This window comes from Curtobacterium sp. Arg-1 (assembly GCF_025643395.1).
Taxonomy (GTDB): Bacteria; Actinomycetota; Actinomycetes; order Actinomycetales; family Microbacteriaceae; genus Curtobacterium; species Curtobacterium poinsettiae.
In genome coordinates this window covers 1,786,725-1,810,249 of the sequence record NZ_CP095731.1, presented here as the reverse complement: position 1 = coordinate 1,810,249, position 23,525 = coordinate 1,786,725, and the positions used below count along the sequence as shown (strand labels likewise).

At 70.0% G+C, this 23,525-nt stretch carries 23 protein-coding genes; 10 read left to right on the top strand and 13 right to left on the bottom strand.

The window, feature by feature from the left end; translation table 11 throughout:
- Nucleotides 1-231: 231 nt before the first annotated feature.
- From MXD64_RS08705 to MXD64_RS08680, 6 genes are read right to left on the bottom strand one after another with little or no spacing between them, the layout of a single operon-like run.
- Entirely contained in the window at nucleotides 232-1,836 is a 1,605-nt protein-coding gene (locus tag MXD64_RS08705) for a glycoside hydrolase family 32 protein (RefSeq protein ID WP_263137423.1), read from the bottom strand.
- Complete coding sequence (locus MXD64_RS08700) at nucleotides 1,826-2,785, bottom strand: carbohydrate kinase family protein (RefSeq protein WP_263137422.1); 960 nt, start codon at nucleotides 2,783-2,785, stop codon at nucleotides 1,826-1,828. Before MXD64_RS08700 ends, MXD64_RS08705 begins: the two co-directional genes overlap by 11 nt.
- Complete coding sequence (locus tag MXD64_RS08695) at nucleotides 2,782-4,119, bottom strand: glycoside hydrolase family 32 protein (RefSeq protein ID WP_263137421.1); 1,338 nt, start codon at nucleotides 4,117-4,119, stop codon at nucleotides 2,782-2,784. Before MXD64_RS08695 ends, MXD64_RS08700 begins: the two co-directional genes overlap by 4 nt.
- Nucleotides 4,116-5,024 carry a carbohydrate ABC transporter permease gene (locus MXD64_RS08690; RefSeq protein WP_017887447.1) on the bottom strand — a complete coding sequence of 303 codons (909 nt, stop codon included), beginning with the start codon at nucleotides 5,022-5,024 and terminating at the stop codon, nucleotides 4,116-4,118. The genes MXD64_RS08695 and MXD64_RS08690 overlap by 4 nt, the downstream gene beginning before the upstream one ends.
- The gene (locus tag MXD64_RS08685) at nucleotides 5,021-5,968 is read right to left on the bottom strand and encodes a carbohydrate ABC transporter permease (protein ID WP_263137420.1); all 948 of its coding nucleotides are present in this window, start codon (nucleotides 5,966-5,968) and stop codon (nucleotides 5,021-5,023) included. Before MXD64_RS08685 ends, MXD64_RS08690 begins: the two co-directional genes overlap by 4 nt.
- Entirely contained in the window at nucleotides 5,968-7,371 is a 1,404-nt protein-coding gene (locus MXD64_RS08680; RefSeq protein ID WP_042537096.1) for an ABC transporter substrate-binding protein, read from the bottom strand. The genes MXD64_RS08685 and MXD64_RS08680 overlap by 1 nt, the downstream gene beginning before the upstream one ends.
- A 137-nt stretch (nucleotides 7,372-7,508) precedes the next feature.
- On the opposite strand from MXD64_RS08680, the gene MXD64_RS08675 reads away from it, so the two are divergent.
- Entirely contained in the window at nucleotides 7,509-8,552 is a 1,044-nt protein-coding gene (locus MXD64_RS08675) for a LacI family DNA-binding transcriptional regulator (RefSeq protein ID WP_017887450.1), read from the top strand.
- Nucleotides 8,553-10,025, top strand: a complete 1,473-nt coding sequence (locus MXD64_RS08670; protein WP_017887451.1) for a GH32 C-terminal domain-containing protein — start codon at nucleotides 8,553-8,555, stop codon at nucleotides 10,023-10,025.
- A gap of 79 nt (nucleotides 10,026-10,104) precedes the next feature.
- Here MXD64_RS08670 and MXD64_RS08665 read toward each other — a convergent pair whose 3' ends face one another.
- Nucleotides 10,105-10,725 carry a response regulator gene (locus MXD64_RS08665; protein WP_017887452.1) on the bottom strand — a complete coding sequence of 207 codons (621 nt, stop codon included), beginning with the start codon at nucleotides 10,723-10,725 and terminating at the stop codon, nucleotides 10,105-10,107.
- The gene (locus tag MXD64_RS08660; protein ID WP_017887453.1) at nucleotides 10,722-11,900 is read right to left on the bottom strand and encodes a sensor histidine kinase; all 1,179 of its coding nucleotides are present in this window, start codon (nucleotides 11,898-11,900) and stop codon (nucleotides 10,722-10,724) included. Before MXD64_RS08660 ends, MXD64_RS08665 begins: the two co-directional genes overlap by 4 nt.
- Nucleotides 11,901-12,051: 151 nt before the next feature.
- Between MXD64_RS08660 and MXD64_RS08655 the strand changes: the two genes are divergently transcribed.
- The 8 genes from MXD64_RS08655 to MXD64_RS08620 all read left to right on the top strand — a co-directional run bounded on the left by MXD64_RS08655 (nucleotide 12,052) and on the right by MXD64_RS08620 (nucleotide 20,384).
- Nucleotides 12,052-13,137 (top strand): FtsX-like permease family protein, encoded by a 1,086-nt coding sequence (locus MXD64_RS08655; RefSeq protein ID WP_263137419.1) that lies wholly within the window; start codon nucleotides 12,052-12,054, stop codon nucleotides 13,135-13,137.
- Entirely contained in the window at nucleotides 13,134-13,808 is a 675-nt protein-coding gene (locus MXD64_RS08650; RefSeq protein WP_017887455.1) for an ABC transporter ATP-binding protein, read from the top strand. The genes MXD64_RS08655 and MXD64_RS08650 overlap by 4 nt, the downstream gene beginning before the upstream one ends.
- 108 nt (nucleotides 13,809-13,916) lie before the next feature.
- Nucleotides 13,917-15,485 (top strand): helix-turn-helix domain-containing protein, encoded by a 1,569-nt coding sequence (locus MXD64_RS08645; protein WP_017887456.1) that lies wholly within the window; start codon nucleotides 13,917-13,919, stop codon nucleotides 15,483-15,485.
- Nucleotides 15,486-15,699: 214 nt separating this feature from the next.
- Nucleotides 15,700-16,833 (top strand): DUF475 domain-containing protein, encoded by a 1,134-nt coding sequence (locus MXD64_RS08640; protein ID WP_017887457.1) that lies wholly within the window; start codon nucleotides 15,700-15,702, stop codon nucleotides 16,831-16,833.
- Between the two features lie 149 nt (nucleotides 16,834-16,982).
- A complete protein-coding gene (locus MXD64_RS08635; RefSeq protein ID WP_031259878.1) occupies nucleotides 16,983-18,584 on the top strand; it encodes a Na+/H+ antiporter in 1,602 nt (533 codons plus the stop codon).
- Between the two features lie 265 nt (nucleotides 18,585-18,849).
- A complete protein-coding gene (locus tag MXD64_RS08630) occupies nucleotides 18,850-19,722 on the top strand; it encodes a pentapeptide repeat-containing protein (protein WP_140448026.1) in 873 nt (290 codons plus the stop codon).
- A gap of 89 nt (nucleotides 19,723-19,811) precedes the next feature.
- Nucleotides 19,812-19,967, top strand: coding sequence for a hypothetical protein (locus tag MXD64_RS08625; RefSeq protein WP_017887460.1), 156 nt, complete (start codon nucleotides 19,812-19,814; stop codon nucleotides 19,965-19,967).
- 120 nt (nucleotides 19,968-20,087) lie between these two features.
- On the top strand, nucleotides 20,088-20,384 hold the full coding sequence (locus MXD64_RS08620; protein WP_017887461.1) for an ArsR/SmtB family transcription factor: 297 nt from the start codon (nucleotides 20,088-20,090) through the stop codon (nucleotides 20,382-20,384).
- A 25-nt stretch (nucleotides 20,385-20,409) separates the two neighbouring features.
- Here the strand turns inward: MXD64_RS08620 and MXD64_RS08615 are convergent, their stop codons facing one another.
- The 5 genes from MXD64_RS08615 to MXD64_RS08595 form a co-directional block, all read right to left on the bottom strand.
- Nucleotides 20,410-21,084, bottom strand: coding sequence for a cation transporter (locus MXD64_RS08615; RefSeq protein WP_263137418.1), 675 nt, complete (start codon nucleotides 21,082-21,084; stop codon nucleotides 20,410-20,412).
- Complete coding sequence (gene cmtR, locus MXD64_RS08610) at nucleotides 21,081-21,428, bottom strand: Cd(II)/Pb(II)-sensing metalloregulatory transcriptional regulator CmtR (RefSeq protein ID WP_042537088.1); 348 nt, start codon at nucleotides 21,426-21,428, stop codon at nucleotides 21,081-21,083. Before cmtR ends, MXD64_RS08615 begins: the two co-directional genes overlap by 4 nt.
- A 78-nt stretch (nucleotides 21,429-21,506) precedes the next feature.
- Nucleotides 21,507-21,680, bottom strand: coding sequence for a hypothetical protein (locus MXD64_RS08605; protein ID WP_156155264.1), 174 nt, complete (start codon nucleotides 21,678-21,680; stop codon nucleotides 21,507-21,509).
- A gap of 175 nt (nucleotides 21,681-21,855) precedes the next feature.
- Nucleotides 21,856-23,031 carry a flagellar hook protein FlgE gene (locus tag MXD64_RS08600; protein ID WP_017887465.1) on the bottom strand — a complete coding sequence of 392 codons (1,176 nt, stop codon included), beginning with the start codon at nucleotides 23,029-23,031 and terminating at the stop codon, nucleotides 21,856-21,858.
- A 50-nt stretch (nucleotides 23,032-23,081) separates the two neighbouring features.
- Nucleotides 23,082-23,525 (bottom strand): flagellar hook assembly protein FlgD, encoded by a 444-nt coding sequence (locus MXD64_RS08595; protein WP_042537086.1) that lies wholly within the window; start codon nucleotides 23,523-23,525, stop codon nucleotides 23,082-23,084.

Below are 23,525 nucleotides of genomic sequence, written 5' to 3'. Positions count from 1 at the left end.
TGCGTGGGACTTCCGAGCGCGACGGTGGAGGAGTGTGTCATGCGGTCCGTTCGGGTCGAGTCGGAGAACCGCGGCGACCGCTGGTTGCTCGGTCGTCCGGTCCGGGTCCCAGGACACACCATCTCCCTCGGACGAACCTCCGACCGCCGTCCGACCGCCCCCCGTCGGCCCTCCGTTCGCCCGCCGTCCGCACCGACGCCCGGCACTGTCGCAGCTCCCGGACCTGCGTCTCTACTCGCCCCCGTACTCGCGGATGGTGATGCCGGAGAAGGTCGCGGTGCCGCCGTCGGAGAACAACGAGATGCCCGTGTCGCCCGTGTCGAAGTTCACCTGGTTCGAGAGGACCGTCGCGCCGTCGTCGACGAACACCTCCACGCTCTGCGTGTCCACGAGGATCCGCAGGTGCGAGGACCGTGTCGCAGGATCGACGGGAGCCGCGGCGCGGGTGTACGGCGAGAGCGCGAACCCGGCACGATCGGATCGCGCGCGGTCGACGTAGAGGTCGCCACCGGCCGTGCCGATGTTCGTGGACCGAGTGGCGTCAGCGGAGCGTCCGACCGACACCCCGACGTTCGTGGCGTCGGACCACGTCACGTCGAGTTCGATCTCGTAGGCCCGCCCGTCGTAGGGCAGGACCGTGGATCCGTTGACCGACTGGTCAGCGATCGGGACGGTCCGGGTCGCCGCGGTCCGGAGCGCTGCGACGGGCTCGCTGATGAGCGCGTAGCCGCCAGTGGACCGACGGCGCAGCGTGATCTCGCGGACGATCGAGTTCTGACCGTTGTACCCGTCCGAGGCGTCGGTCGGGACCTGCCGGTCGGCGTACTTCCAGTTGTTCATCCACCCGATGCCGTAGCGCTTCGTGTCCGGCGCTTCGACCGCAGGCCACGTGACGGCCGCGTACCAGTCCCAGCCCCAGTCGAGCCACTGCGGTGTGAGGTCGTCAGCGGTGAAGAAGGTGCCGTCCCACGAGCCGGTCCAGTAGGCGTAGGTGCAGGGCAGACCCACGTTGTAGGCGTCCATGCTGCCGGCCAGGACCCAGTGCGTCGTCCCGTCGTCGGCGGTGATCTGGAACAGGTCGGGGCACTCGATGCCTCCGAGGTCGTGGTCGGGGTAGTCGAAGTTCCGTTGCAGGGTCCAGTCGACGAGGTTCTTCGACGTGTAGAACGCGGCGTACCGCTGCCGCCCGATGACGCAGACCCATTCGCTGCGGGCGGCGTCCCAGGCGACCTTCGGGTCACGGAACCACTCGGCGTTCGAGACCTCTGCGTCGGTGGTCGCTGCGCGGCCGTCGGTGTTGACGATGACGGGATCCGGTCGGGCGGTGAAGGTGAAGCCGCCGTCGGTGGAGAAGAACAGGTACTGCTCCTGGTACTTCCGCACACCCCCTGTCGGGCGGGTCGCGAGGGCGATGACGGCACCGGCACCGTAGCCGGCGGTGTCGTCGGTGTCGATCAGGGTGCACCCCGTCCACGTGGGCAGGTTGGTCTGCAGCGGGATGACCGTTCCCTCGAAGGTGAAGTCGACACCGTCGGTGGTGGAGACGTGGTCCCAGCCGCCGTCGCCGTTGTCCACGTCGGAGTGCAGGTAGTACAGCTGGTACGCGCCCCTGGTGAACACCGGACGCTGCGGATCGGACAGCCATCCGGCAGGCGGTGTCATGTGGTACCTGGCACGGAGCGAGGTGCCGGTCACTGCGGATGCTGCGGACGGAGCCCCGGGTCGGGACAGTGATGCGGCGCGTGCTGCTTCGCCTGGCGCGGTCGCGGCGAACAGCGCGAGCGCACTGATGCCTGCACCCTGGAGGAGTGCGCGTCGTCGGAATTCAGAGGTCATGGTCCACTCCGGTTCGAGGTCGGGATTGCGTCGGATCGTGCGCTTCGGGAGTCGCTCCCCGCACGGGGATCAGGTCGGTGGCGCTCGGCAGATCGGCTCCCCGCCGGGCGACGGTGATCGCCGCGGCACGGGTGCAGACACGTCCGAGTTCCGTGAGGGTCGGTTCGCCGAGCGAGTCGAGAACGGTGGCGTGGTCCCGCAGCTGCCAGACGAGCGTTGCCATGTAGGTGTCGCCCGCTCCGACGGTGTCGACGACGTCGACGCGTTCACCGGGGACCCGGACCCGCTCGGTCGCGGTCGCCAGGAGCGAGCCGGTGGCGCCCGTGGTGAGGACCGCGAGCTGGGCGCCGCAGCCGAGCACGCGATCGAGGACGGACTCCTCGGACAGCCCCGGGTAGAGCCACGCACCGTCTTCGTCGGAGAGCTTCACGACGTTCGCCGTCGCTGCACGGTGCTCGAAGGTGAGTCGCTCGTCGGCAGCCGCGCCGAGGAGCGCGGGACGGATGTTCGGGTCGAACGAGACGACTCCCCCGGCCGCCGCGGTGCGTCGCGCGAGTTCCGACACCTTGCTCGCCCCGGGTTCGAGGAAGACGCCGATCGATCCGACGTGCAGCCAGCTCGGCGTGCGTGGCAGCTCCGGCAGGTCCCACTCGACGTCGAACTCGTACGTCGGCTGGCCGTCCGCGTCGAGCCGGACGGAGGCGGAGGACGTCCGGCTGGCTCGGAACGTCCCGTCGACGAGTCGGACGCCGGAGGCCCGGAGGTGATCGGCGATGCGGTGTCCTCGGACGTCGTCCCCGAGCCACGTCGCGAACTCGACCGGTGCACCGAGCCTCCCCAACCCGAGTGCCACGTTCGCCGGGCTCCCACCGGGTACCTCACGCTGTGATCCGTCGTGCACGACGTCGACCAACGACTCGCCGGCAACGGTGATCAGGGGCCGGGTCATCTCGGACCCGCCACCGTCACAGCGCTCCGCAGTTCCCAGACCGACGCCTCGGGAGGAGCTTCCACAGTCCAGGGTGGTGCCTGCTCGGGGTAGACGCGCGTCGTGACGGATCGGCCGGCGCTGGTGAAGACCTCGACGACGGACCCGTCCACGAACACCCGCACCGCCGGCAGCTCGCTCCGCGGTCCGAACGGCGCCCGGACCACGGCAGGGCTCGTGTCCGCGCGAGCGTCCCCGCTGGCACGACTCCGATCGACGGTGAGGGTGTCGGCCTCCAGGTCGACACGGACGTCGAGGTACTCGGCCTCCGAGAACCGGAGACGGACGACCCCGGTGACCGGGGTCGGGAGCACGATCTCCACCTGCGCGCCGACCGTCGCCCCGTGGCCCGGACGCGACGTGCCTGCTCGCAGTGACTCCACCGCGGGGTGCGGTGCACTCGCGAGTCGTCCGTCGGTGAGCCACACCCTCCTGGGCAGGGAGACGGCACCGGACCAGCCCGCCTGCGCGGTCGCTTCCAGAGGACGACCTTCCGTGACCCACCCGAAGAGCACCGCACCCCACGACCCGGTCCGCATCACGGACGGCGCGTAGAAGTGCTGCCCGTGGTCGACCCGGTCGGGGTGCAGCGTGCCGGTCAACGGGACCGCGATGACCTCGCCCGGTCCGTCCTCGTGTGACCAGGACGCCATGAGGGCGACGTCGGTGCCGTCGACCGTGAGGATCTGCGGGCACTCCCAGCCTGCGCCGGTGTCGATGCCCTCGACCGTGGCACGGGTCATCGCGACCAGGTCGCCGGCGGACGCCCAGGTGACGCCGTCGGCGGATCGGTAGTGACGGACCGCCGCGGTCTGGTTCGCAGCCGCTGCTCCGACAACCATCGACCAGCCGTCCTCGTCCTGCCAGACGAACGGGTCGCGGAACATCGTGATCCCCTCGTCGGCCGCCGGGTCTGCCACGACCTGGACGGGTGGACCGAAGCTGGTGCCGCCGTCGGAGGACTCGGCGAGGAGCACCGACTGGAACGGGCTGTGGTCGACCTTGCCGGAGTAGTACGCGCGGACGACGTCGTCGTGGAGCACCGTGTTGCCCGACCACGCGCCCCCGGAGTCCGCGCCCCCGGGGACGGGGACGATCGCGGGCCGGTGCAGGCTCCAGTGCACCAGGTCCTCGCTGGTGGCGTGTCCCCACTCGACCGGGATCTCGAGGTCGACGAGCGGCCTCGACTGGAAGTACAGGTGCGCCCGTCCGCCGATGTCGATCGGTCCGTTCGGGTCGTTGAGGTAGCCACGGGGCAGCCGGACGTGGAACTGCGGGAGGTGGTGGTCGGTCATCGGGAGGACCCAGCCGTGACGCCCTCGATGAAGTACCGCTGGGCGAAGACGAAGAGCAGGACACTCGGGATCATCGTCAGCACCACGCCCGCGAGGACGACCGAGATGGACCCGGTCCCGAGGTTGCCCTGCAGACCGACCAACCCCAGCGGCAGGGTGAACGTGTCCTGCTGGTTGAGGAAGATCAACGGCCGGTAGTACTCGGCCCAGAAGCCGGAGAAGTTCAGGATCGCGAGCGTCGCGATCGCGGGGCTGGCCATCCTGGAGTAGACGTGCCAGAACACGCCGAACTGGCTGGCACCGTCGATGCGCGCTGCTTCGCCGAGCTCCTTGGGCATCTGCATGAAGTACTGCCGCATCAGGAACGTGCCGAACGCGCTCCCGAGGGCGGGGACGATCAGGGACGCGATCGACCCCGTCAGCCCGATGTCCTTGAGGATGACGAAGACCGGGATGATGATCGTCTGGATCGGGACCATCATCGTGGCGAGGAAGATCCCGAAGACGGTGTTCTTCCCCGGGAAGCTGATCATGGCGAACGCGTAGCCGGACAGGGTGCAGGTGACGGTCTGGCCGACGACGATCAGCAGTGTGACGACGACGCTGTTGAGGAAGAACTGGCCGATCGGGATCTGGTCGAAGACGGCCGCGTAGTTGCTGAAGTCCCAGGACAGCGGGAGCCACTGCGGCGGGTTGTCGAAGGACTCAGCCGGCGTTCGGAGGGACGTCGTGAGCGTCCACAGCAGCGGCCCGAGGGCGAACACGGCAGCGACGATCAGGATGACCAGGCCGACGATGCTCCCGACGGTGGCGACCGGACGTCGCCGGCGCACGATGTGGTCGATGCTCGGTTGTGCCACGGTTTCCGGGCTGTGCAGTGGATCGAACGTCTGTGTGGTCGTCATTGGTAGAACACCAGCTTTCGTGCGGCGATGAACTGGACGGCGGTGATGATCCCGATGATGACCAGCAGCAGGATCGCGATGGCGGAGGCGAATCCGAACTGCAGGTTCTGGAACCCGGCCTGGTACATCGAGATGGTGGCCGTCGTCGTCGCTGTACCGGGCCCGCCCTTGGTCATGATGAACGGTTGGTCGAACAGCTGCATGGCGTTGATCATCGCGATGACGGTCGCGAACAGGATCGTCGGGCTGATCAGGGGGATCTTGATCTGGAAGAGTGTCCGCCACAGGCCGGCGCCGTCGATCGAGGCGGCTTCCTGGACGTCCACCGGGACCGCCAGCAGCGCGGCGACGAACAACACGAACGTGAAGCCGACCTGTTGCCAGACCACGACCATCACGATCGTGACCTTGGCCCAGAACGGGTCGTTCAGCCAGTGCGCCCCGGGAAGGCCGATCTCGTTGAGGTAGTAGTTGATGAGGCCGAACTTCGTGTCGAAGATGTAGCCCATGAAGATCGACACTGCTGCTGTGGACGCCAGCAGCGGCAGGTAGAACGCGGTGCGGAAGAACACGCGGGTGGTGTTGCGCTTCCGGTTGTTCGCCAGCACCGCCAGCAGCAAGCCGAGCGAGATCTGCAGGACGACGATGGCGAGAGCGAGTCCGATGGTGACCCCGAAGGACGCCAGGACCGGCCCGTCGGTGAACAGTCGGACGTAGTTGTCCAGGCCGACCCACTCGGGACTGCTGATCACGTCCCACGAGGTGAACGACAGGCCGAGTGAGGCGAGGATCGGGACGAGGGTGAACACGGCGACGAACACCACCGCGAGCCCGATCATGAGGAAGCCGAACGTGGACTCACGCCGACGGGCACGTTTCGCCGCCGGCCGGCGGGCTGCGACCTCGGCCGCGCGCTGGGTGCGTCGTTCTGTCGTTGCGGTCATCACGATGCCTGCGCTGCGGCCTGCTCGATGTCAGCCTGTAGACCGTCGAGCGCCTTCTTCGCGTTCCCCGACGAGATGGCCTGCGTGGTCCGCTGGTTGAGGGCCGTCGCGAGGGCGTTGTAGTACGGCGGTGCGGAGATGGGCACCGAGTTGTCGAGCTGGTCGTAGAACACCGACCAGTGCTCCGGCCCCGTCGTGGAGTACCGCTCCGCGGTCATCAGCGACTTCTGCGCGGGTGTGGTCACGTTGCCCGGCCACAGCGAGTCGAAGCTCTCCGGCTGCACCATGAGCTTGATGACCTCGAACGCGAGGTCCTTCTGCTTCGACGAGTTGAAGATGCCGTACCCGCCGGCGCCGAAGAGCGACTTGTTGCTCTTCCAGGTCGGGAACTCGACGACGTCGAAGCTGCCGTTCCGCATCCCTGCGTTGTGGAGACCGCCGGCCCAGAAGCCGCCGCCGATCGTCATGCCGATCCGGCCGGAGGACATCAGGCCCTGGAGGGTGGCACCACCGCCGACGTCCGGCGAAGGGGACGCGCCGGACTTCTGCAGCTCGATGACGTACTCGAGTGCTTCGACCGCTGCGTCGGAGTTGGCGGTCGGGTCACCCCACTTCCAGCCGCCCTTGCGACCGGTGACGCCGAGCGGGTTGTCGGCGAACGCCTTGCTCTTCCACAACCAGTCGCCACCGGAGTACTTGCCCTCCTGCAGCAGGTTGCCGTCGTTGGCGTACAGGAACGAGGTCCAGCTGCCCCAGAGGCGCACGACCCAGTCGAACGCGTACGTGCCGGAACCGATCTTCGCGAGCCGTTCTGCGGAGGAGTGGAAGTCGTCCATCGACCAGTCGGCCGCGGGGCGCGCGAGGCCGGCCTTGTCGAAGAGTTCGGTCGAGTAGAACATGCTGCCCGCGTTGAAACTGTCGGGGAGCGTGTAGAGGTGGCCCTGGTACATCGTCGACTCGATCAGCGCCGGATGGGCACCGCTGAAGTACGCGTGCAGATCCGACAGGTTCTTCGTGACGAGGTCGTCGAGCGGGGCGAGCAGGTTCTTCGACGCCAGGAGCTGCTGGCCTTCGGTCGCCACGCTGACGATGTCCGGGACGTCGCCCGACGCGACCTGCGTCAGCACCTTGGCGAGGAAGTCGTTCCAGTCCGTGCCGTTGATCGCCGTGACCTCGAGACTCGCCTTCTTGTCCAGTTGCTTGATCTTCGGCTCGATCGCCTTCTGCAGCGCTGTGGCGGCGCTCTGCTCCCCGAAGTAGAGCATCTTCACCGTCCCCGTGTCGCTGCCTCCGCCAGCCGTCGAGCACGCCGCCAACGACCCGATGCCGGCCAGCGCGAGCCCGGCCCCACCGAACTTGAACAGCGTGCGCCGGTTGATGGGAGTGCTGAATCCATTCGTCACGGTCGCTCCTCTCTGAGCGATGATGACCCCGCTCCACGCCGGGCCAATACGTATTTGTGAGGCGATCGTACACAGCGGGCACCGGGGAGGCAATACGTATTTGCTTCTGGCATGATGAGCGGGACGAAGGAGATCCGATGGCGAGCCGAGAACGCACAGCGCAGTCGCACCGCGTCACGATGAAGGACGTCGCACGCCGTGCAGGGGTGTCGCAGCCGACCGTGTCGTTCGTGCTCAACGACCGTCGGGACGTCTCGATCGCTGACGAGACCCGTGCCCGTGTGCTCCAGGCTGCGAAGGAACTGGACTTCCAACCGAACCGGGCTGCGCAGTCGTTGCGCTCGAACCGCTCGTACACGGTCGGCGTCATCGCTGACCGGCTCGTGTCCCAGCCGTACGCCGGGCACATCGTGCTCGGTGTGCAGCAGGCGGTGCAGGAGGCCGGGTACGTCTGCTTCGTGGTCGAGACCGCCCAGACCACCGACGGCGGCAAGGCAGCGGTCGAGAACCTCGTCCGGCAGGGTGTCGCCGGCCTCGTCTACGCGGCGCCCGGACCGGAGTACGTCACCCCGGTCGCAGGGCTCGACCGTGTGCCCACCGTGTTCGTCAACTGCTTCCCGCCCGGCGACACCGACGCCGTGACCGTCCTGGCCGACGAGTTCCAAGGCGGCCGTGACGTCGCCGCCGCGGTCTTCGCCGCCGGCCACACCAGGGTCGCGTTCCTCGGAGGCCCCGAGGACGACTACGCCTGCCAGGAGCGCAAGCGTGGCCTCGAGCGCGCCGCCGCGGATGCAGGGATCGCTCCGGACTCCATCCGCGTCGAGTTCGGGACCTTCCAGGTGGGTTCGGGCTACGACCTCGCGATGGAGGTCCTGACGACCGAGCGGCCGACCGGGATCATCTGCGGGAACGACCGCATGGCGGTCGGCGCACTGATGGCGGCGCAGTCGCTCGGCATGCGCTGTCCCGAGGACGTCAGCATCGTGGGGTTCGACGACCAGCCGGACCTCGCCGATCAGATGCACCCACCGTTGACCACCGTCGCGCTCCCCCACCAGCAGATGGGTTTCGACGCCGGAACCCTGCTGCTGGCGGAGACGGAGCAGCCCGGTCGGCACCTCGTGCCGTGCGGGTACGTCCCCCGGAGCTCACTCGCAGCTCCCCGACCCGAAGGAACCTGATTGGCCGCCACACCCAGCACCCACTTCCGGCCCCCGAACGGCTTCGTCGGGGACGTGATCCCGTTCGAGCACGACGGCACGGCGTGGCTGTTCTACCTGCTCGACGAGCGTCCGGGTGTCCCCCCGCTCGAGCGAGCGACCGGGATGCCGTGGGGAGCCGTGACCACGACCGACTTCGTCGGGTTCGAGAGCAAGGGCGTGGTCCTGCCTTCGGGCGGCGCCGATGCCGGCGACTTCGACTGCTACACCGGAAGCGTCGTGCAGGACGACTCCGGCACCCTGCACCTGTTCTACACCGGGCACAACCCGCGGATCACGACCGAGGTCGACGGCGTCACCAAGGATGCCCAGGTCGTCTGCCACGCGACGTCCTCGGGTGATCTCACGGACTGGACGAAGCACCCCGGATGGGATCTCCCCGCACTCGCCGGGTACTCGCCCGAGGACTGGCGCGACCCCTTCGTGTTCCGTCCGTCTGCCGAGGGGCCGTGGCAGATGCTCCTGGCAGCGCGTCGACGCGACGAACCGTACCGACGATCCGGTCTGGTCGCGCGACTCGAGTCCGACGACCTCGTGACCTGGCGCGACGCGTCACCGCTCTGGGAACCCCACCGCTTCATCACCCAGGAGTGCCCCGACGTCTTCCAGTGGGGCGGATGGTGGTACCTCGTGTACTCGGAGTTCTCGGACGCGTTCTGCACGCGCTACCGCATCGCGACGTCCCCGGACGGGCCGTGGCTCGCTCCGGCGGACGACACCGTCGACGGGCGCGCGTTCTACGCCTCGAAGACGCTGGCGCTCGACGGCGAGCGGTACTTCGTCGGTTGGATCGCGTCGAAGGAGGGCGACCGCGACGACGGGGCCTGGCAGTGGGCCGGGACCATGGCCACCCTCCAGGCACACCAGCGGGTGGACGGGTCGTTGCGCTTCGACCTGCCCGAAGCCGTGAAGGCCGCGTACTCCGACGAGGTCGACGTGACCTCGGCCTTCCAACCGCGCAACGGCTCAGATCCGACGGTCGGTGCCGGCGCCGCCACGCGGTACGCGTCGTGGGTCGGTCCGGAACTCCCCACGGAGGCGCTGGTCAGCATGGACATCGACCTCGCGGCGGACACGAAGTCGCTCGGACTGCTCCTGCGCACCAGCGACGACACCGAGGACGGCTACGCACTGCGTCTCGAACCCGATCGGAACCGGCTCGTCCTGGACCGGTGGCCGCGCGGCAGCACCGGCACCGAGCAGTGGCAGATCCTCGGTGACGTGCCGCACGCCGTGGAACTGGAACGTGCCGTGCAGCTCGCCCCGGGCACGCACCGGGTCGACGTCCACCTCGACGGCGACGTCTGCGTGGCCGTGGTGGACGGCAGCGTCGCTCTGAGCACGCGGCTCTACGACCGGCCCGCCGGTCGGGTGGGGCTGTTCGTGCAGGACGGCGCCTTCACCCTCGAGCGGTTGACGATCCGGACGCGCTGACCCCGGCACGAGCACCGGAGCGCGCACCAGCACCGGAACCAGCGGGCACCGGCACCAGCACCAGCACCAGCACGGGCCGTCAGCGCAGGATGCCGAGCGCCCGGGCCTCGGACACCGCGGCGGTGCGGGAACCGACGCCGAGCTTGGAGAACACGTGCACCAGGTGTGACTTCACGGTGGCGTCGGTGATGTGCAGGCGTGCCGCAACATCGACGTTCGAGGCGCCCTCGGCGACGAGCCCGAGGACCTCGATCTCGCGAGCGGACAGGCTGACCCGTGGCGCACGCATCCGTGCCATCAGGCGGCTCGCGACCGCCGGTGCGAGGGCGCTCTCACCGGCGGCTGCGGCGCGGATCGCGGCGAGCAACTCGTCGGGTGGCGTGTCCTTGAGCAGGTACCCGCTGGCCCCCGCTTCGACGGCGCCCAGGATGTCGCCGTCGCTGTCGTAGTTGGTGAGGACCAGGACGTACGGCGCGGAGTCGGTCGACCGGATCTGCCGGGTGGCGTCGGCACCGGTGCGGTCCTGCCCGAACTGCAGGTCCATGAGCACGAGGTCCGGGTCCACGGACGCCACGAGGGCGGCGGCTTCGTCGGGGGTCGCGGCCTCCCCGACGACGTCGATGTCGACGGCCCCGTCGAGGAGTGCGCGCAGGCCGGCGCGGACGACGGGGTGGTCATCGGCGATGAGGAGTCGGATCACGGCTCACCGACCTCCACGGTCGCGGTGATGGTGGTGCCGTGCCCGGGTGCGCTGTCGATGGTGAGACGGCCACCGAGCTGGTCGACGCGTTCACCCATCGCGCGGAGCCCGAACGCGTCGGACGTGCCGGAGCGGGTGCCGGTGTGGTCGGGGTCGAACCCGGTGCCGTCGTCCTGCACCCGCAGGGACGCGTGCGTCGCGGTGACGTCGAGGGTGATGTCGACGGTCGTGGCGCCGGCGTGCTGGGCGACGTTCGCCACGGCACCCTGGGCGATGCGCAGCAGAGCGGTCTGCACGTCCATCGTCAACTCCGACGATTCGGGTGCTGCGGTCACGGTGATGCCGAGTCCCTCGCGGTGCCACTGGTCGCTGAGGCGGCGCAGCGCCGCGGGGAGTCCCGCGTCGAGGGACGGCGGTGCGAGCTCCCGGATGAACCGCCGGGTGTCTGCGAGACCGTCGGCCGCGGTGGCGCGTGCGAGGCGGATGTGCTCGATGCCCGGGCGGTCGCTGTCGGCTGCTTCGGCGGCGTGGAGGAGCATCTGGATGCTCGAGAGGTCCTGCGCGACGGTGTCGTGGATCTCGCGTGCCAGGCGGGCGCGTTCGGTGAGGACACCCTGCTGCCGTTCGGTCGCGGCGAGTCGGTCGCGGGTGGCGAGCAGTTCCGCCAGGAGTGCCTCCCGCTCGACGGACTCACGGGCGAGCGCGCGGTAGCCGAGGCCGATGAGCAACGCGACCCCGGCACCGACGAGGGGGCCGATCACCCCGCCCACGGTGAATCCGCCGTGCAGGCCCAGGGCGAGGACCGCGATCAGGGTGGCTGCGACCACTGCGGCCGGCCCGACGATCCTTGGCAGGACGTGCAGGTAGAGGAAGAACAGCGGGAACACCAGGTACGCCGCTTCCGGCACCAGGACGAGCAAGGCCACCCACACGGCGGTCAAGGCGGTGATCCAAGCCGCACCCACCACGGCTCGGCGTGTCTCCGGCGCGGCGGCGACACCGGCACCGAGCAGGTAGAGGACCGCGAACCCGACCACCAGGGCGATCGCCGCCCACATGGTCGGGTCGCGGACGACGAGGACGCGGACGACCACGAGCGCCACGAGCGCGGCGAACAGCACGTGCAGTCCGGTGCGGAGCCCGACGAACACGGGCGTGAGGGTGCTGTGTGCCATGTCCGTTGCAGCGTACGGCGGCCACGGCCCACCTGGCATCAACCAGAAGTCGGACGAGAGCAGTCAACCTCCCGGCGATGGCACCGCGACCGGCGACGGCGAGGCTCGTCTGGACGGCGGGGAGCGTCCCTGCTGTCGGGAAGGAACCATCGTGTTCGTCGCTTGGCGTGACCTCCGAGCCGCCCGTGGCAGGTTCGTGCTGATCGGGTCCGTGGTGTCGTTGATCACCCTGCTCGTCGGTTTCCTCGCCGGTCTGACCGGTGGGCTCGGCGCACAGGACGTGTCCGCGGTCCTCGGCCTCCCCGGGAACCGCCTCGTCCTGCAGGAGCCCTCGACCGGACAGCCGTCGTTCTCGCAGTCGACGATCGACGCCGCGACGGTCTCCGCGTGGCGGCAGTCCTCGGGCGTCGAGCACGTCACGCCGATCGGGATCGCACAGGGGCGGGCCGAAGCGCACGCCGAGACCGCACCAGCGGTGGCCGTCGCCCTGTTCGGCGTGCCGCGGGGAGCCCCCGCGTCGACGGTCACCGACCTGGCTCCGCGGTCCGACGACACGGTGGGCCTGTCCGCCGGCGCAGCGAAGGACCTCGACGTCGCCGTCGGGGACGCCGTCACGATCGCCGGGACGACCTTTCGGGTCGCCACCGTCGGCGGAGACGCCTGGTACAGCCACACCCCCGTCGTCGCGCTCTCCCCGACCGCGTGGGCGTCGACCGACCGGCGCCTCGGCGGGGACGGCGAAGCGACCGTGCTCGCCGTCTCCGGTGCGCCGGACTGGGGCAGCACGGCGGACCGCACGCACACCGTCGCCGCGTCACCGCTCGCCAGCCTCACCGCGCTCGACACGTTCAAGTCGGAGGTCGGGTCACTCGGGCTCATGATCGTGATGCTCTTCGGTGTCTCCGCACTCGTCGTCGGGGCGTTCTTCACCGTGTGGACGCTGCAGCGTGCCGACGACATCGCCGTCCTGAAGGCCCTCGGCGCCTCCGACGCGTCGCTCGTCGGCGATGCCCTCGGCCAGGCACTCGTCGTCCTGGCCGTGGGCGTCGGGGTCGGGATCGGTCTCGTGTCGGTCCTGGGGACGCTCGCGACCGGTGTCCTGCCGTTCCTGCTCAGTCCGCTCACCACCCTGCTGCCGGCCGCCGTGATGGTCGTCCTCGGCCTCGCCGGTGCCGCTGTCGCACTCCGCACCGTCACCAAGGCCGACCCCCTCACCGCACTCGGGAGCAACCGATGATCACCCTCGACGACGTCACCCTCACCTTCCCCGACGGCGACTCCCGCATCACGGCGGTGGACCGCGTGTCCCTGACCGCTCCGAACGGGGTGGTCACGGGCATCACCGGGCCCTCCGGCTCCGGGAAGTCCTCGCTCCTCGCCGTCGCTGCGACCCTGATCCGCCCGGACTCCGGGCACGTGTGGATCGACGACGTCGACGCAGCGACCCTGAGCCGGAACGAGGCGACGACGCTCCGCCGCGACCAGGTCGGCATCGTGTTCCAGCAGTCGAACCTCATCGAGTCGCTCACCGCGCGGGAACAGCTGCTCGTCATGGCGGAGCTCGGTGGCGGCCGCCGAGACCGGACCGCGGTGCACACCCGTGCCGATGCGCTGCTGGCAGCGGTCGGTCTCGCCGAGCACCGCGGCAAACGTCCCGCGCAGCTCTCCGGTGGCCAGCGGCAACGGGTCGCCATCGCCCGCGCCCTGGTGAACACCCCGTCCGTCCTGCTGGTCGACGAACCCACCAGCGCACTCGACCAGGAGCGGGGCGCCGAGATCATGGCGCTGATCGCGCGTCTCACGCACGAGCAGGGCACGGCGACGATGCTCGTCACGCACGACCTCGTCCACCGCGACGCGCTCGACCGCCTGGTCACCGTCGTCGACGGCCGCCTGACCGATGCCTGAGCGTTCGTCCCCCGAAATTCCCAACTGTGACGTATTCGAGACCTCGAGGCGCGCAAAGGGTGCCGATCTTCCGCTGGTTTATCTCATGAGCGTGTTAGCGTGGCGCACATGACTGACACCACCACCGTCGTCTCGCCGGCATCTCCGGCGACCGCAGCACCCCTCCGTGAGGTCGGCGCCCTGATCCGGGGCGCCCGCAAGGGCCGCAGCATGACGCAGGCCCAGCTCGCCGAACGCGTCGGCACCAGCCAGAGCGCGATCAACCGCATCGAGCAGGGTGGGCAGAACCTGTCCCTCGAGATGCTCACCCGCATCAGCGACGCCCTCGACCAGCAGATCGTCTCGATCGGCGGCGCTCCGCAGCGTGCCCACCTTCGGGTGCAGGGCGGCCGGAAGCTCAGTGGCTCCATCGCGGTGAACTCGAGCAAGAACGCCGCCGTGGCACTGCTCTGCGCCTCGCTGCTGAACCGCGGCGTGACCCGTCTGCACAAGGTCGCCCGGATCGTCGAGGTCGACCGCATCATCGACGTGCTCCGCAGCCTCGGCGCGAGCGTCACGTGGTCCGAGGACGGTGAGACCCTCGAGATCGTCGCCCCCGAGGACCTGCGCCTCGACGCGATCGACGCCGACGCCGCCCGTCGCACCCGCAGCGTGCTCATGTTCCTCGGCCCGCTCAGCGGCCGGTTCGAGTCCTTCCGCCTGCCCTACGCCGGCGGTTGTGACCTCGGCACCCGCACGGTCGAGCCGCACCTCATCGCGCTGCGTCCGTTCGGCGTCGACGTCGAAGCGACGTCCGGCTGGTACGAGGTCGACGTCGCCAACCAGGCCGTCCCCACCAAGTCGGTCGTGCTGACCGAGCGCGGCGACACCGTGACCGAGAACGCGATCCTCGCCGCCGCCGCCCGCGACGGTGAGACCGTCATCCGGAACGCCAGCCCCAACTACATGGTGCAGGACCTCTGCTTCTTCCTCGAGCTGCTCGGGGTGCAGATCGAGGGCATCGGCACCACCACGCTCCGCATCACGGGCAAGAGCCGCATCGACGAGGTCGTGGACTACTGGCCGAGCGAGGACCCGGTCGAGGCCATGAGCCTGCTGACCGCCGGCATCGTCACCGCCTCGACCCTCACCGTGACCCGGGCGCCGATCGAGTTCCTCGAGATCGAGCTCGCGACCCTGGCCGAGATGGGCCTGCGCTTCGACGTCACCGAGGAGTACGCCGCCGCCAACGGTCGCACCCGCCTCGTCGACATCACGGTCCACCCGTCCGAACTGCACGCGCCGATCGACAAGATCCACGCGATGCCGTTCCCGGGCCTGAACATCGACAACCTGCCCTTCTTCGTCGTGATCGCGGCCATGGCCGAGGGCACCACGCTCGTGCACGACTGGGTGTACGAGGGCCGGGCGATCCACCTGCTCGACCTCACCCGCCTGGGCGCCAGCGTCACCCTGCGTGACCCGCACCGCCTCGACGTGACCGGTCCGACGCACTTCTCCGGCGCCGAGATCAGCTGCCCGCCGGCACTGCGGCCCGCCGTCGTGATCCTGCTGGCGATGCTCGCGGCCAAGGGTGAGAGCGTCCTGCGCAACGTGGGCATCATCGCCCGTGGCTACGAGCAGCTGCAGGAGCGCCTCAACTCGCTCGGTGCGTCCATCGAGACGTTCCACGACTGACGCGGGCCCCCGCAAGACACCGGTGTTCGCCGGTCGAACACGCGCAGAACGCGGTTCGGCACGCGAACACCGGTGTTCTGCGAGCCCGACCTGACGGCCCGTCCCCGCAAGTGGGGACGGGCCGTCACCCGTCTGACGGGGTCCCCACGGGCCTCCAGGCCGATGCCCAGGAGCGCTCCATGCGCCGCCCAGCCCGGACGGGCTGGATGGGCAGATGGCCACGAGATCGCTCCTGACCGTCCCCCTGCTCATCACCGTCGCGGCCGCCGCGGCGGCCTGGCTGGTGCTCGGCCCCGCCGGCGCGCTCGCCTTCGTCGCCCTCGCGTTCCTCGAGATCGCGATGGCTGCGGACTCGTCCGTGCCGATGGCCGGCATCGCCGGACGCCTGCACTCCCCCGCCCGCCGGCTGTTCCTGTCGCTCGGGATCGTCGCGGGCGTGCTCGCGATGCGGCTGCTGCTGCCGCCGGCCGCCGTCGCGGTCGGTGACGCGACCGACCCGGCGAGCTCCGTCGAGGAGGCCGTCTTCGCACCCGGCTCGTTCTCCGCGCACCTGGCCGAGGTGCGTCCCGCCCTGGCCGCCTTCGGCGCCGCGTTCATCTGGCAGGTCTTCGCCGAGTACCTGTTCAACACCGACCGCGCGTCCCGCAGGTCGTGGCTGGGCAGCCTGGAGGCGCGACTCGCCTCCGTCGCGCGACCGCGCGTCTGGTCGCTGGTCACCGCCACGACGGGGGTCGTCGTCACGTCCGTCCTCGTCGGGTCGCGTGCCGGGTGGGCGCCCGGTGTGCTGTTGCCGGTCGCGATCGGCGGGGCTGCCGGGATCGCCGCGTACCTCGTGTCGAAGTGGACCGCGGCGTGGGCGCTGCGCCCCGGGTCCGGGGGTGGCACGTCGGACACGGAGTCGATCGGGATCGGCCGCGGTGCCTGGCGGATCCACCTGTACGCGTCGACCGTCGTGTTCGAGCGGGGGCTCGTGGTGTTCATGCTCTTCGAGATCCTCGACGGCGTGTACAGCCTGTCGGGGTCCGGGCCGCTCGGGTCGGACGGGCTCGGGGCGCTCGAGCAGGCCGCCGTGGCGGTCGGGGCGATCGGTGTCGGCGCGGTGTTCCTGGCCCGCCTGACGTCGCGGGTCGACCAGGCCGCGGGGCTGAAGCGGTTGCGGTACCTGAAGGCCGGGGCGGCGTACGTCCTCGGGGTGCTGTCGGTCCTGCTCTGGGCGAGCCTGCTCGTGCCGATCCCGGGCGTGGTCGTCGGGTGGTTCGGGACCGTCGTGATCGGGTCCGCGCTGGTGAGCAGCCTGCCGTGGCGCGCGTGGTGGCGACGGGTGGTGCGTCGGCCGCGGACGGTCTGACGCGGACGCGGCTGGCTCTGAGCGCGTCGTCCCGTCCCGTCCCGGTGCGATCGGTACCGCGCAGCGGTGCGGCGCGTCGTCCGGCTGTTCTGGAAGGATCCACCGTGGATCGGCGTTGACTTGCGGGTCGGACGACGATCGGAGTGTACGTGCTGGGACCGGAACTGGTGGTCGTGCTCGGCCTAGCCATCGCGCTGACGGCGGCGGTCGCCGACCGGATCCGGATCGCGCCGCCCGTGCTGCTCCTGGTCTTCGGCGCACTGCTGGGGCTCGTCCCCGAGTTCGCGGACGTCGAGCTCCCCGCCGAGGCGGTCCTGCTGCTGTTCCTGCCGGCGCTGCTGTACTGGGAGAGCCTGACGACGTCGCTCCGCGAGATCCGGAAGAACCTGCGCGGCATCGTCCTGATGGGCACCCTGCTCGTCGTGGTCACCGCCGGTGCCGTCGCCACCCTGCTGCACCTGCTCGGCATGCCCTGGGGCCCCGCATGGGTGCTCGGCGCCGCGGTCGCGCCGACCGACGCGACCGCGGTCGGCGTGCTCACCAAGATGCTGCCGCGCCGGAACGTCACGGTGCTCCGCGCCGAGAGCCTGGTGAACGACGGCACGACGCTGGTGGTCTACGGCATCGCGGTGGCCGTCACCGTCGGCACGCAGGAGCTCACGTTCTGGGGTGTTTCTGGCATGCTCGCGCTGTCGTACGTCGGCGGGGTCGCCGCCGGGCTCGCCGCCGCCTGGATCGGCACGATGGTGCTGCGCCGGGTCGACACCGTCGTGCTCGAGAACCTCGTCACCCTGCTCGTGCCGTTCGCGGCCTTCCTGGCCGCCGAGGCGATCGGCGCCTCCGGCGTGCTGGCCGTCGTCGCAGCGGGCATCGTCGTCAGCCAGGTCGGGCCGAAGCTCGACCGCGCCGAGACCCGGCAGCAGGTCCGGGCCTTCTGGTCGTTCCTGACCTTCCTGCTCAACGGGGCACTGTTCGTCCTGGTCGGCATCGAGGCGATGGTCGCCGCACGCGCGCTCGACCCCGCGGACCTGCTGCGCGGGACGGGGATCGTCTTCGCGGTCGCGGTGCTGCTGGTGATCGTGCGCTTCGCGTTCCTGAACGCTGCGGGTGGGACGATCTGGCTCGTCACCCGACGCACCGGCGGAGAACCCCGTGAGGGACACCGTGACCGGCTGGTCAGCGGCTTCGCCGGGTTCCGCGGCGCCGTGTCGCTCGCCATGGCCGTGGCCGTGCCGCGCACCCTCGAGTCCGGCGGGGGCTTCCCCGAGCGCGACCTCATCGTCTTCGTCACCGCCGGGGTGGTCATCGTCACGATCGTCGGGCAGGCCCTGGTGCTGCCGGCCGTCCTGCGCCGCGCCGCGCTGCCCGAGGACGAATCCGTCAGCGACGAACGTCGCTACGCCGAACGCACCGCGATCGAGGAGGCCCTCGACGCACTCCCCCGCCTCGCACGGTCGACAGGCGCCGACCGTGCGACGGTCGCTCGTCTGCGGAAGGACTACGAGGCCCACCTCGACGTGATCGAGGCCCGCGAGGGGGACGACGACGACCACCCCGCACTCCAGCGGCACGACAACGCGGTCGCCCTCGAGCTCGCACTGGTGCAGCACAAGGCGAAGACCCTGCTGCGCCTGCGCGACGCCGACGAGATCGACGACCTGGTGCTGCGGCAGGTGCGCGCCGGGTACGACGCGGAGGAGGCGCGGTTGGACGGCATCGAGTCGGTGGCGTCACCGCCCGCGTCGTCGTAGGGCGCCCCCGGGCACACCTGGTCGAAGCGGGCGTACCCGGTCTGTTGTGCTCACCAGGGACGCCCGTTTCCGGTTCCCGTCGCAGCGGGAACGCTAGCCTGGCCACAGTGATCCTCCGTCTCTCTCGGTGACCCACTGGTCGCCCAGCACCACCGGTTCGCCCCGCCGACGCGCGGGGGTGGTCTCGTGCGCCCGGACGGGGAACTCCATCAGGAGCTCCCCCACACCCGGCACACCATCCAGACCACCAGAGGAAGACCACTCCATGACGACCACCGACCGGTCCGCCCTGCGCGCGGACTGCGGCAACTGCTTCGCGCTCTGCTGCACCGCCTTCGGGTTCCAGCGTTCCGCCGACTTCCCGATCGACAAGCCCGCCGGCACCCCGTGCGGGAACCTCGCTGACGACTTCTCCTGCACCATCCACCAGACGCTCCGGCCGCGGGGGTTCCGGGGGTGCACCGTCTTCGACTGCTCCGGTGCGGGCCAGTACGTGTCGCAGACCCTCTACGACGGGGTCAGTTGGCGTGACCACCCTGACTCCCGCGCGGAGATGTTCCGGGTGTTCCCGATCGTCCGCCTGCTGCACGAGATGCTCTGGCACCTCGCCGAGGCGCAGGACCGTGCGGTCACGCCCGACTCGGCGGAGGACGCCGGGCTCCTGACGCGGGAGATCCGGCGCGTGCTCGTCGCAGGTCGCCCGACGCTCCTGGCGCTCGACGTCGAGCCGCTGCACGAACGCGTCCGGGACGTCCTGGTCGAGCTGAGCGGCGAGGTCCGGGCCAGGTACCGCGCCGGCCAGGACGATTCACGGGCCGGATTGCTGCGACCGGGGGCCGACCTCGCCGGTCGTGATCTGCGGGGCCGGCCGATGGCCGGCGCCGACCTGCGGGGTGCCACCGCGATCGGGGCGGACCTGCGCGGCGTGGACCTGTCCGGCGTCGACTTGCTCGGGGTCGATCTGCGGGACGCCCGGCTCGACGGAGCGGATCTGTCCACCGCGCTGTTCCTCACGCAGGCGCAGGTGAACGCGGCAGGCGGTGACACCGCCACGATGCTGCCCGACGGGATCGACCGACCGTCGCACTGGGTATCGGAGGTGGTCGAGCGGACCGTGCACCGGATCCCCCGGAACTGACATCCGTTCTCATCTATAAATGTATTGCAACTTCTGCATGCGTGGCCTACACTGAGGGCATCCCAACCGTCGATCAGCAGGAGGTCACCATGGCCGAGCACGAGAACAGCGCAGAGCACACCGTCGCCGAGCACACCCACCAGGACGGCTGCGGCCACGAGACGGTCCAGCACGAGGACCACGTGGACTTCGTCCACGACGGCCACAAGCACGCCCAGCACGGCGACCACTACGACGAGCACTGATCTCCCGATCAGCGCAGGCCCGTGATCAGCACCGATCAACGGACCTGCACGACGGCCCCGACGCACCGCGCCGGGGCCGTCGTGTTGCATGCAAGTATGCGCGTGCGCTTACATGAGTCCATGTCAGACGGGATCGAAGCAGCGGCGGACCTCTTCAAGGCGCTCTCCTCGCCGGCGCGACTGCGGATCCTCTCCGCGTTGATCGCCGGACCGTCCGACGTCGGCTCGCTCGCCGACGCGACCGAGCTCTCGCAGCCGCTCGTCTCCCAGCACCTGCGCACGCTGCGGCTCGCAGGCATCGTGCAGGTCGAGCGCATCGGGCGGAACGCCGTCTACTCGCTCCACGACGAGCACATCGCCCACATCGTCGGCGACGCGGTCAGTCACGTCAGCGAAGCCGGAACCGACACCGACTGAACCGGCTGCTGCTGCCAGACACCGCTCAGCAGCACTCGCAACCGGCAGCTGCACGCTCCCCCGTCAGCGCGGCGACGGGCTGCTTGCACGCGTCGCCGCGCCAGGCTTCGAGCCCCTCACGCACGGCGAACCCGACCACGACGAGGCCGGCGAGCGGATCGGCCCACCACCAGCCGAACAGCGTGTTCGCCAGCAGGCCGAGCAGCACCGCCGCCGACAGGTAGCTGCAGATCAGCGTCTGCTTCGAGTCGGCGATCGCCGACGCCGAGCCGAGTTCGCGTCCGGTCCGCCGTTCGACGAGGCTCAGGAACGGCATGACCGCCAGGCTCACCGCGGCGAGGACGATGCCGACCGGGCTGTGCTCCGGTGAGCGGACACCCGTGAACGTCAGGACGGCGTCGATGCTGACTACGGCAGCGAGCCCGAAGAACGAGACCGCGATCACCCGGAGCGCCGTCCGCTCCCGCGCCTCCGGGTCCCGCGCGGCGAACTGCCACGCGACGGCCGCTGCCGACAGGACCTCGACGATCGAGTCGAGCCCGAAGCCGATCAGCGCGGTGGACGACGCCACCGAACCGGCGGCGATCGCCACGACGGCCTCGAGCACGTTGTAGGCGATGGTCGCCGCGACGATCCAGCGGATCCGTCGCCGGAGGACGCCAGCACGGACCGGCGTGAGCGAAACCACGGCGGCGGTCACCGCTCGGCCCCGCAGCCGACGTCCACGGCGCAGCCGTCACCGTCACCATCGCCGTCGACTGCCAGCACCACGTCGACCAGGGACTCGAGCGCGCGGGTGATGTTGCCGTCCGCTATCTCGTAGCGGGTCCGCCGTCCCTCGGGCACGGCGACGACGATCCCGCAGCCGCGCAGGCACGCCAGGTGGTTCGACACGTTGGTCCGGGTCAGCTCGAGTTCCTCGGACAGCCGCGCCGGGTAGCCGGGGTCGTCGAGCAGTCGGAGCAGGATCCGCGCTCGGGTCGGGTCGGACAGTGCCCGTCCGAGCCGGTTCAGGACATCGAGCCGCGGGGCAATGGTCAGCATGCGCTGACCATACATCGGGCCGCGCCCAGACCGCCACAAGTCCGGACGACACGTCTCGCCCTCGGACATCGCGCGAGCTCAGACGTCCCCGAGCCGCCGCCCGGTCAGCCCGTCGTTCCAGCTCGTGCGTCCGCCGGGAGCACGCGACTCGTGCACGCCGTCGTGGCCGCTCGGTCGATCGCAGCGCCAGCGGTCGAAGACGCTGCAGCAGCGGTGGTCGGGTCGGTGGTCGGTGTCGTGGTTCTCGTGCATCGCACCGATGAGACGTCACGACGCAGCGTTTCGTCACGAACCGGCGCCGAACTCCCTGCACCACGAACGATGGTGAGCAGGAACGGTCGAGTCCCCCTTCAGCACCCGACCGTTCCTGCTCACCAACCGCTCGCGACGCGAGCGAAGCCCGCGCCCGCGACCCCGCGCCTAGCGCCTAGCGCTTGAGGTTCGTGAGCTCCTGCAGCACCTCGTCCGAGGTCGTGATGATGCGGGCGTTCGCCTGGAACCCACGCTGCGCCACGATCAGGTTCGTGAACTCCTGCGACAGGTCGACGTTCGACATCTCGAGCGTCCCTGCCGCGAGCGAACCGACGCCGGCCGAACCGGGGCCCCCGACCGTCGCACCGCCCGAGTTCGCGGTCGCGCGGTAGCCCGACGCCCCGGTCTTCTCGAGGCCGGCGGGGTTGGCGAACGTGGCCAGCGCGATGCGGCCGAGCGCGAGCGACGCACCGTTCGAGAACGTGCCGGTCACGGTGCCGTCCTTCGAGATCGAGTAGCCCTGCAGCGCCCCGGCCTCGCGGCCGTTCTGCGAGCCGATCGCCGCGGTGTTGAGCGAGGCGAACCCGGTCAGGTCACCCATGTCGACCCGGATGCCGCCGACAGCGAGGGTCCCGCCGGCGGTCAGCTTGCCGTCGGTGCCGAAGGTCAGCGAGGTGGTCGCCGTGGTGCCCTGTCCGTTGCGCCCGGTGACGTCCCAGCCGCCGGCGGTGCGCGTGTAGGCGAGCGACATCGTGTGCTTGGCACCGGAGGCGTCGTACACGGTGGCCTCGCGCGTGATGGTCTGGCCGACGGCGGTCTCGGACGGCAGGTTGCCCGCGACGGTGGCGGCGGTGGTGCGGACCGCCGGGGCTGCTGCTTCGAGCGGCAGCGTGATGTCGGACAGCTGCCCGTTCTCGTTGACGACGCCGTTCGTGGCCGGGTAGCCCTGCACGATCTTGCCGTCGGCGGTGACCAGGCGGCCGTTCGCGTCGAAGTCGAACGCCCCGGCGCGGGTGTAGACGGTGTCGTTGCCCAGGCGGGTGACGAAGAACCCGTCGCCCGAGATCATCAGGTCGGTGGCCTTGCCGGTGGCCTGCGCCGAGCCCTGCGAGAAGTTCGTGGAGACCCCGGCGACCTGCACGCCCAGGCCGATCTGGGCCGGGTTCGTGCCGCCGATGCCGGTCTGCGGTCCGCCGGCACCCTGGGTCATCTGCGACAGGGTGTCCTGGAAGACCGTGGTCGACGACTTGAAGCCGACGGTGTTGACGTTGGCGATGTTGTTGCCGGTGACGTCGAGCATCTGCTGGTGGGAGCGGAGGCCGGAGATCCCGGAGTAGAGCGAGCGGAGCATGGTGCGTCCTTTCGGAGAGGCAGGAAGATCGAGGAAGGAAAGAACGGGCGTCAGGACGCCGGAGCGGTGGTGGTGATGCCGGAGATCACGTCGAGAGCGACCTCCTTCCCGTTCACGGTGACCGTGGGCACGCTCTTCGCGTACGACACGGCCGAGGCGGTCCCGGTGACGGACCCGCCCGAGTCGGCGTCGGTGTAACTGACCTGCTTGCCGACGAGGTTCGCCGCGGCGATGCGCATCTGGAGCGAGAAGTTCTCGTTCCCCGTCGTGGTCTGGTTGGTGATCTGCTCCATCATCGCGAGCTGCGTCTGCTGGCCGATCATCTGGTTGGTGTCCATCGGCGACGACGGGTCCTGGTTGCGCAGCTGCGTGACGAGCAGCTTCATGAAGACCTCGGAGTCCATCGTCTGGGACTTCTGTGCGGTGGAGTTCGCGGCGAGGGCCGCGGCCTGCGCGGTCGGGTCCACGCTGCCGGTGATGCCGTCGATGGGCAT

Excerpts from the sequence above, each read along its gene's own strand:
- MXD64_RS08645 (WP_017887456.1), top strand. The coding sequence starts at position 13,917 with ATGACTGACACCACCACCGTCGTCTCGCCGGCATCTCCGGCGACCGCA.
- MXD64_RS08675 (WP_017887450.1), top strand. The coding sequence starts at position 7,509 with ATGGCGAGCCGAGAACGCACAGCGCAGTCGCACCGCGTCACGATGAAG.
- MXD64_RS08600 (WP_017887465.1), bottom strand. The coding sequence starts at position 23,031 with ATGCTCCGCTCGCTCTACTCCGGGATCTCCGGCCTCCGCTCCCACCAG.
- MXD64_RS08660 (WP_017887453.1), bottom strand. The coding sequence starts at position 11,900 with ATGGCACACAGCACCCTCACGCCCGTGTTCGTCGGGCTCCGCACCGGA.
- MXD64_RS08685 (WP_263137420.1), bottom strand. The coding sequence starts at position 5,968 with ATGACCGCAACGACAGAACGACGCACCCAGCGCGCGGCCGAGGTCGCA.
- MXD64_RS08640 (WP_017887457.1), top strand. The coding sequence starts at position 15,700 with ATGGCCACGAGATCGCTCCTGACCGTCCCCCTGCTCATCACCGTCGCG.
- MXD64_RS08630 (WP_140448026.1), top strand. The coding sequence starts at position 18,850 with ATGACGACCACCGACCGGTCCGCCCTGCGCGCGGACTGCGGCAACTGC.
- MXD64_RS08705 (WP_263137423.1), bottom strand. The coding sequence starts at position 1,836 with ATGACCTCTGAATTCCGACGACGCGCACTCCTCCAGGGTGCAGGCATC.
- cmtR (WP_042537088.1), bottom strand. The coding sequence starts at position 21,428 with ATGCTGACCATTGCCCCGCGGCTCGATGTCCTGAACCGGCTCGGACGG.
- MXD64_RS08695 (WP_263137421.1), bottom strand. The coding sequence starts at position 4,119 with ATGACCGACCACCACCTCCCGCAGTTCCACGTCCGGCTGCCCCGTGGC.
- MXD64_RS08595 (WP_042537086.1), bottom strand. The coding sequence starts at position 23,525 with ATGCCCATCGACGGCATCACCGGCAGCGTGGACCCGACCGCGCAGGCC.
- MXD64_RS08605 (WP_156155264.1), bottom strand. The coding sequence starts at position 21,680 with ATGCACGAGAACCACGACACCGACCACCGACCCGACCACCGCTGCTGC.
- MXD64_RS08700 (WP_263137422.1), bottom strand. The coding sequence starts at position 2,785 with ATGACCCGGCCCCTGATCACCGTTGCCGGCGAGTCGTTGGTCGACGTC.
- MXD64_RS08650 (WP_017887455.1), top strand. The coding sequence starts at position 13,134 with ATGATCACCCTCGACGACGTCACCCTCACCTTCCCCGACGGCGACTCC.
- MXD64_RS08690 (WP_017887447.1), bottom strand. The coding sequence starts at position 5,024 with ATGACGACCACACAGACGTTCGATCCACTGCACAGCCCGGAAACCGTG.
- MXD64_RS08620 (WP_017887461.1), top strand. The coding sequence starts at position 20,088 with ATGTCAGACGGGATCGAAGCAGCGGCGGACCTCTTCAAGGCGCTCTCC.
- MXD64_RS08625 (WP_017887460.1), top strand. The coding sequence starts at position 19,812 with ATGGCCGAGCACGAGAACAGCGCAGAGCACACCGTCGCCGAGCACACC.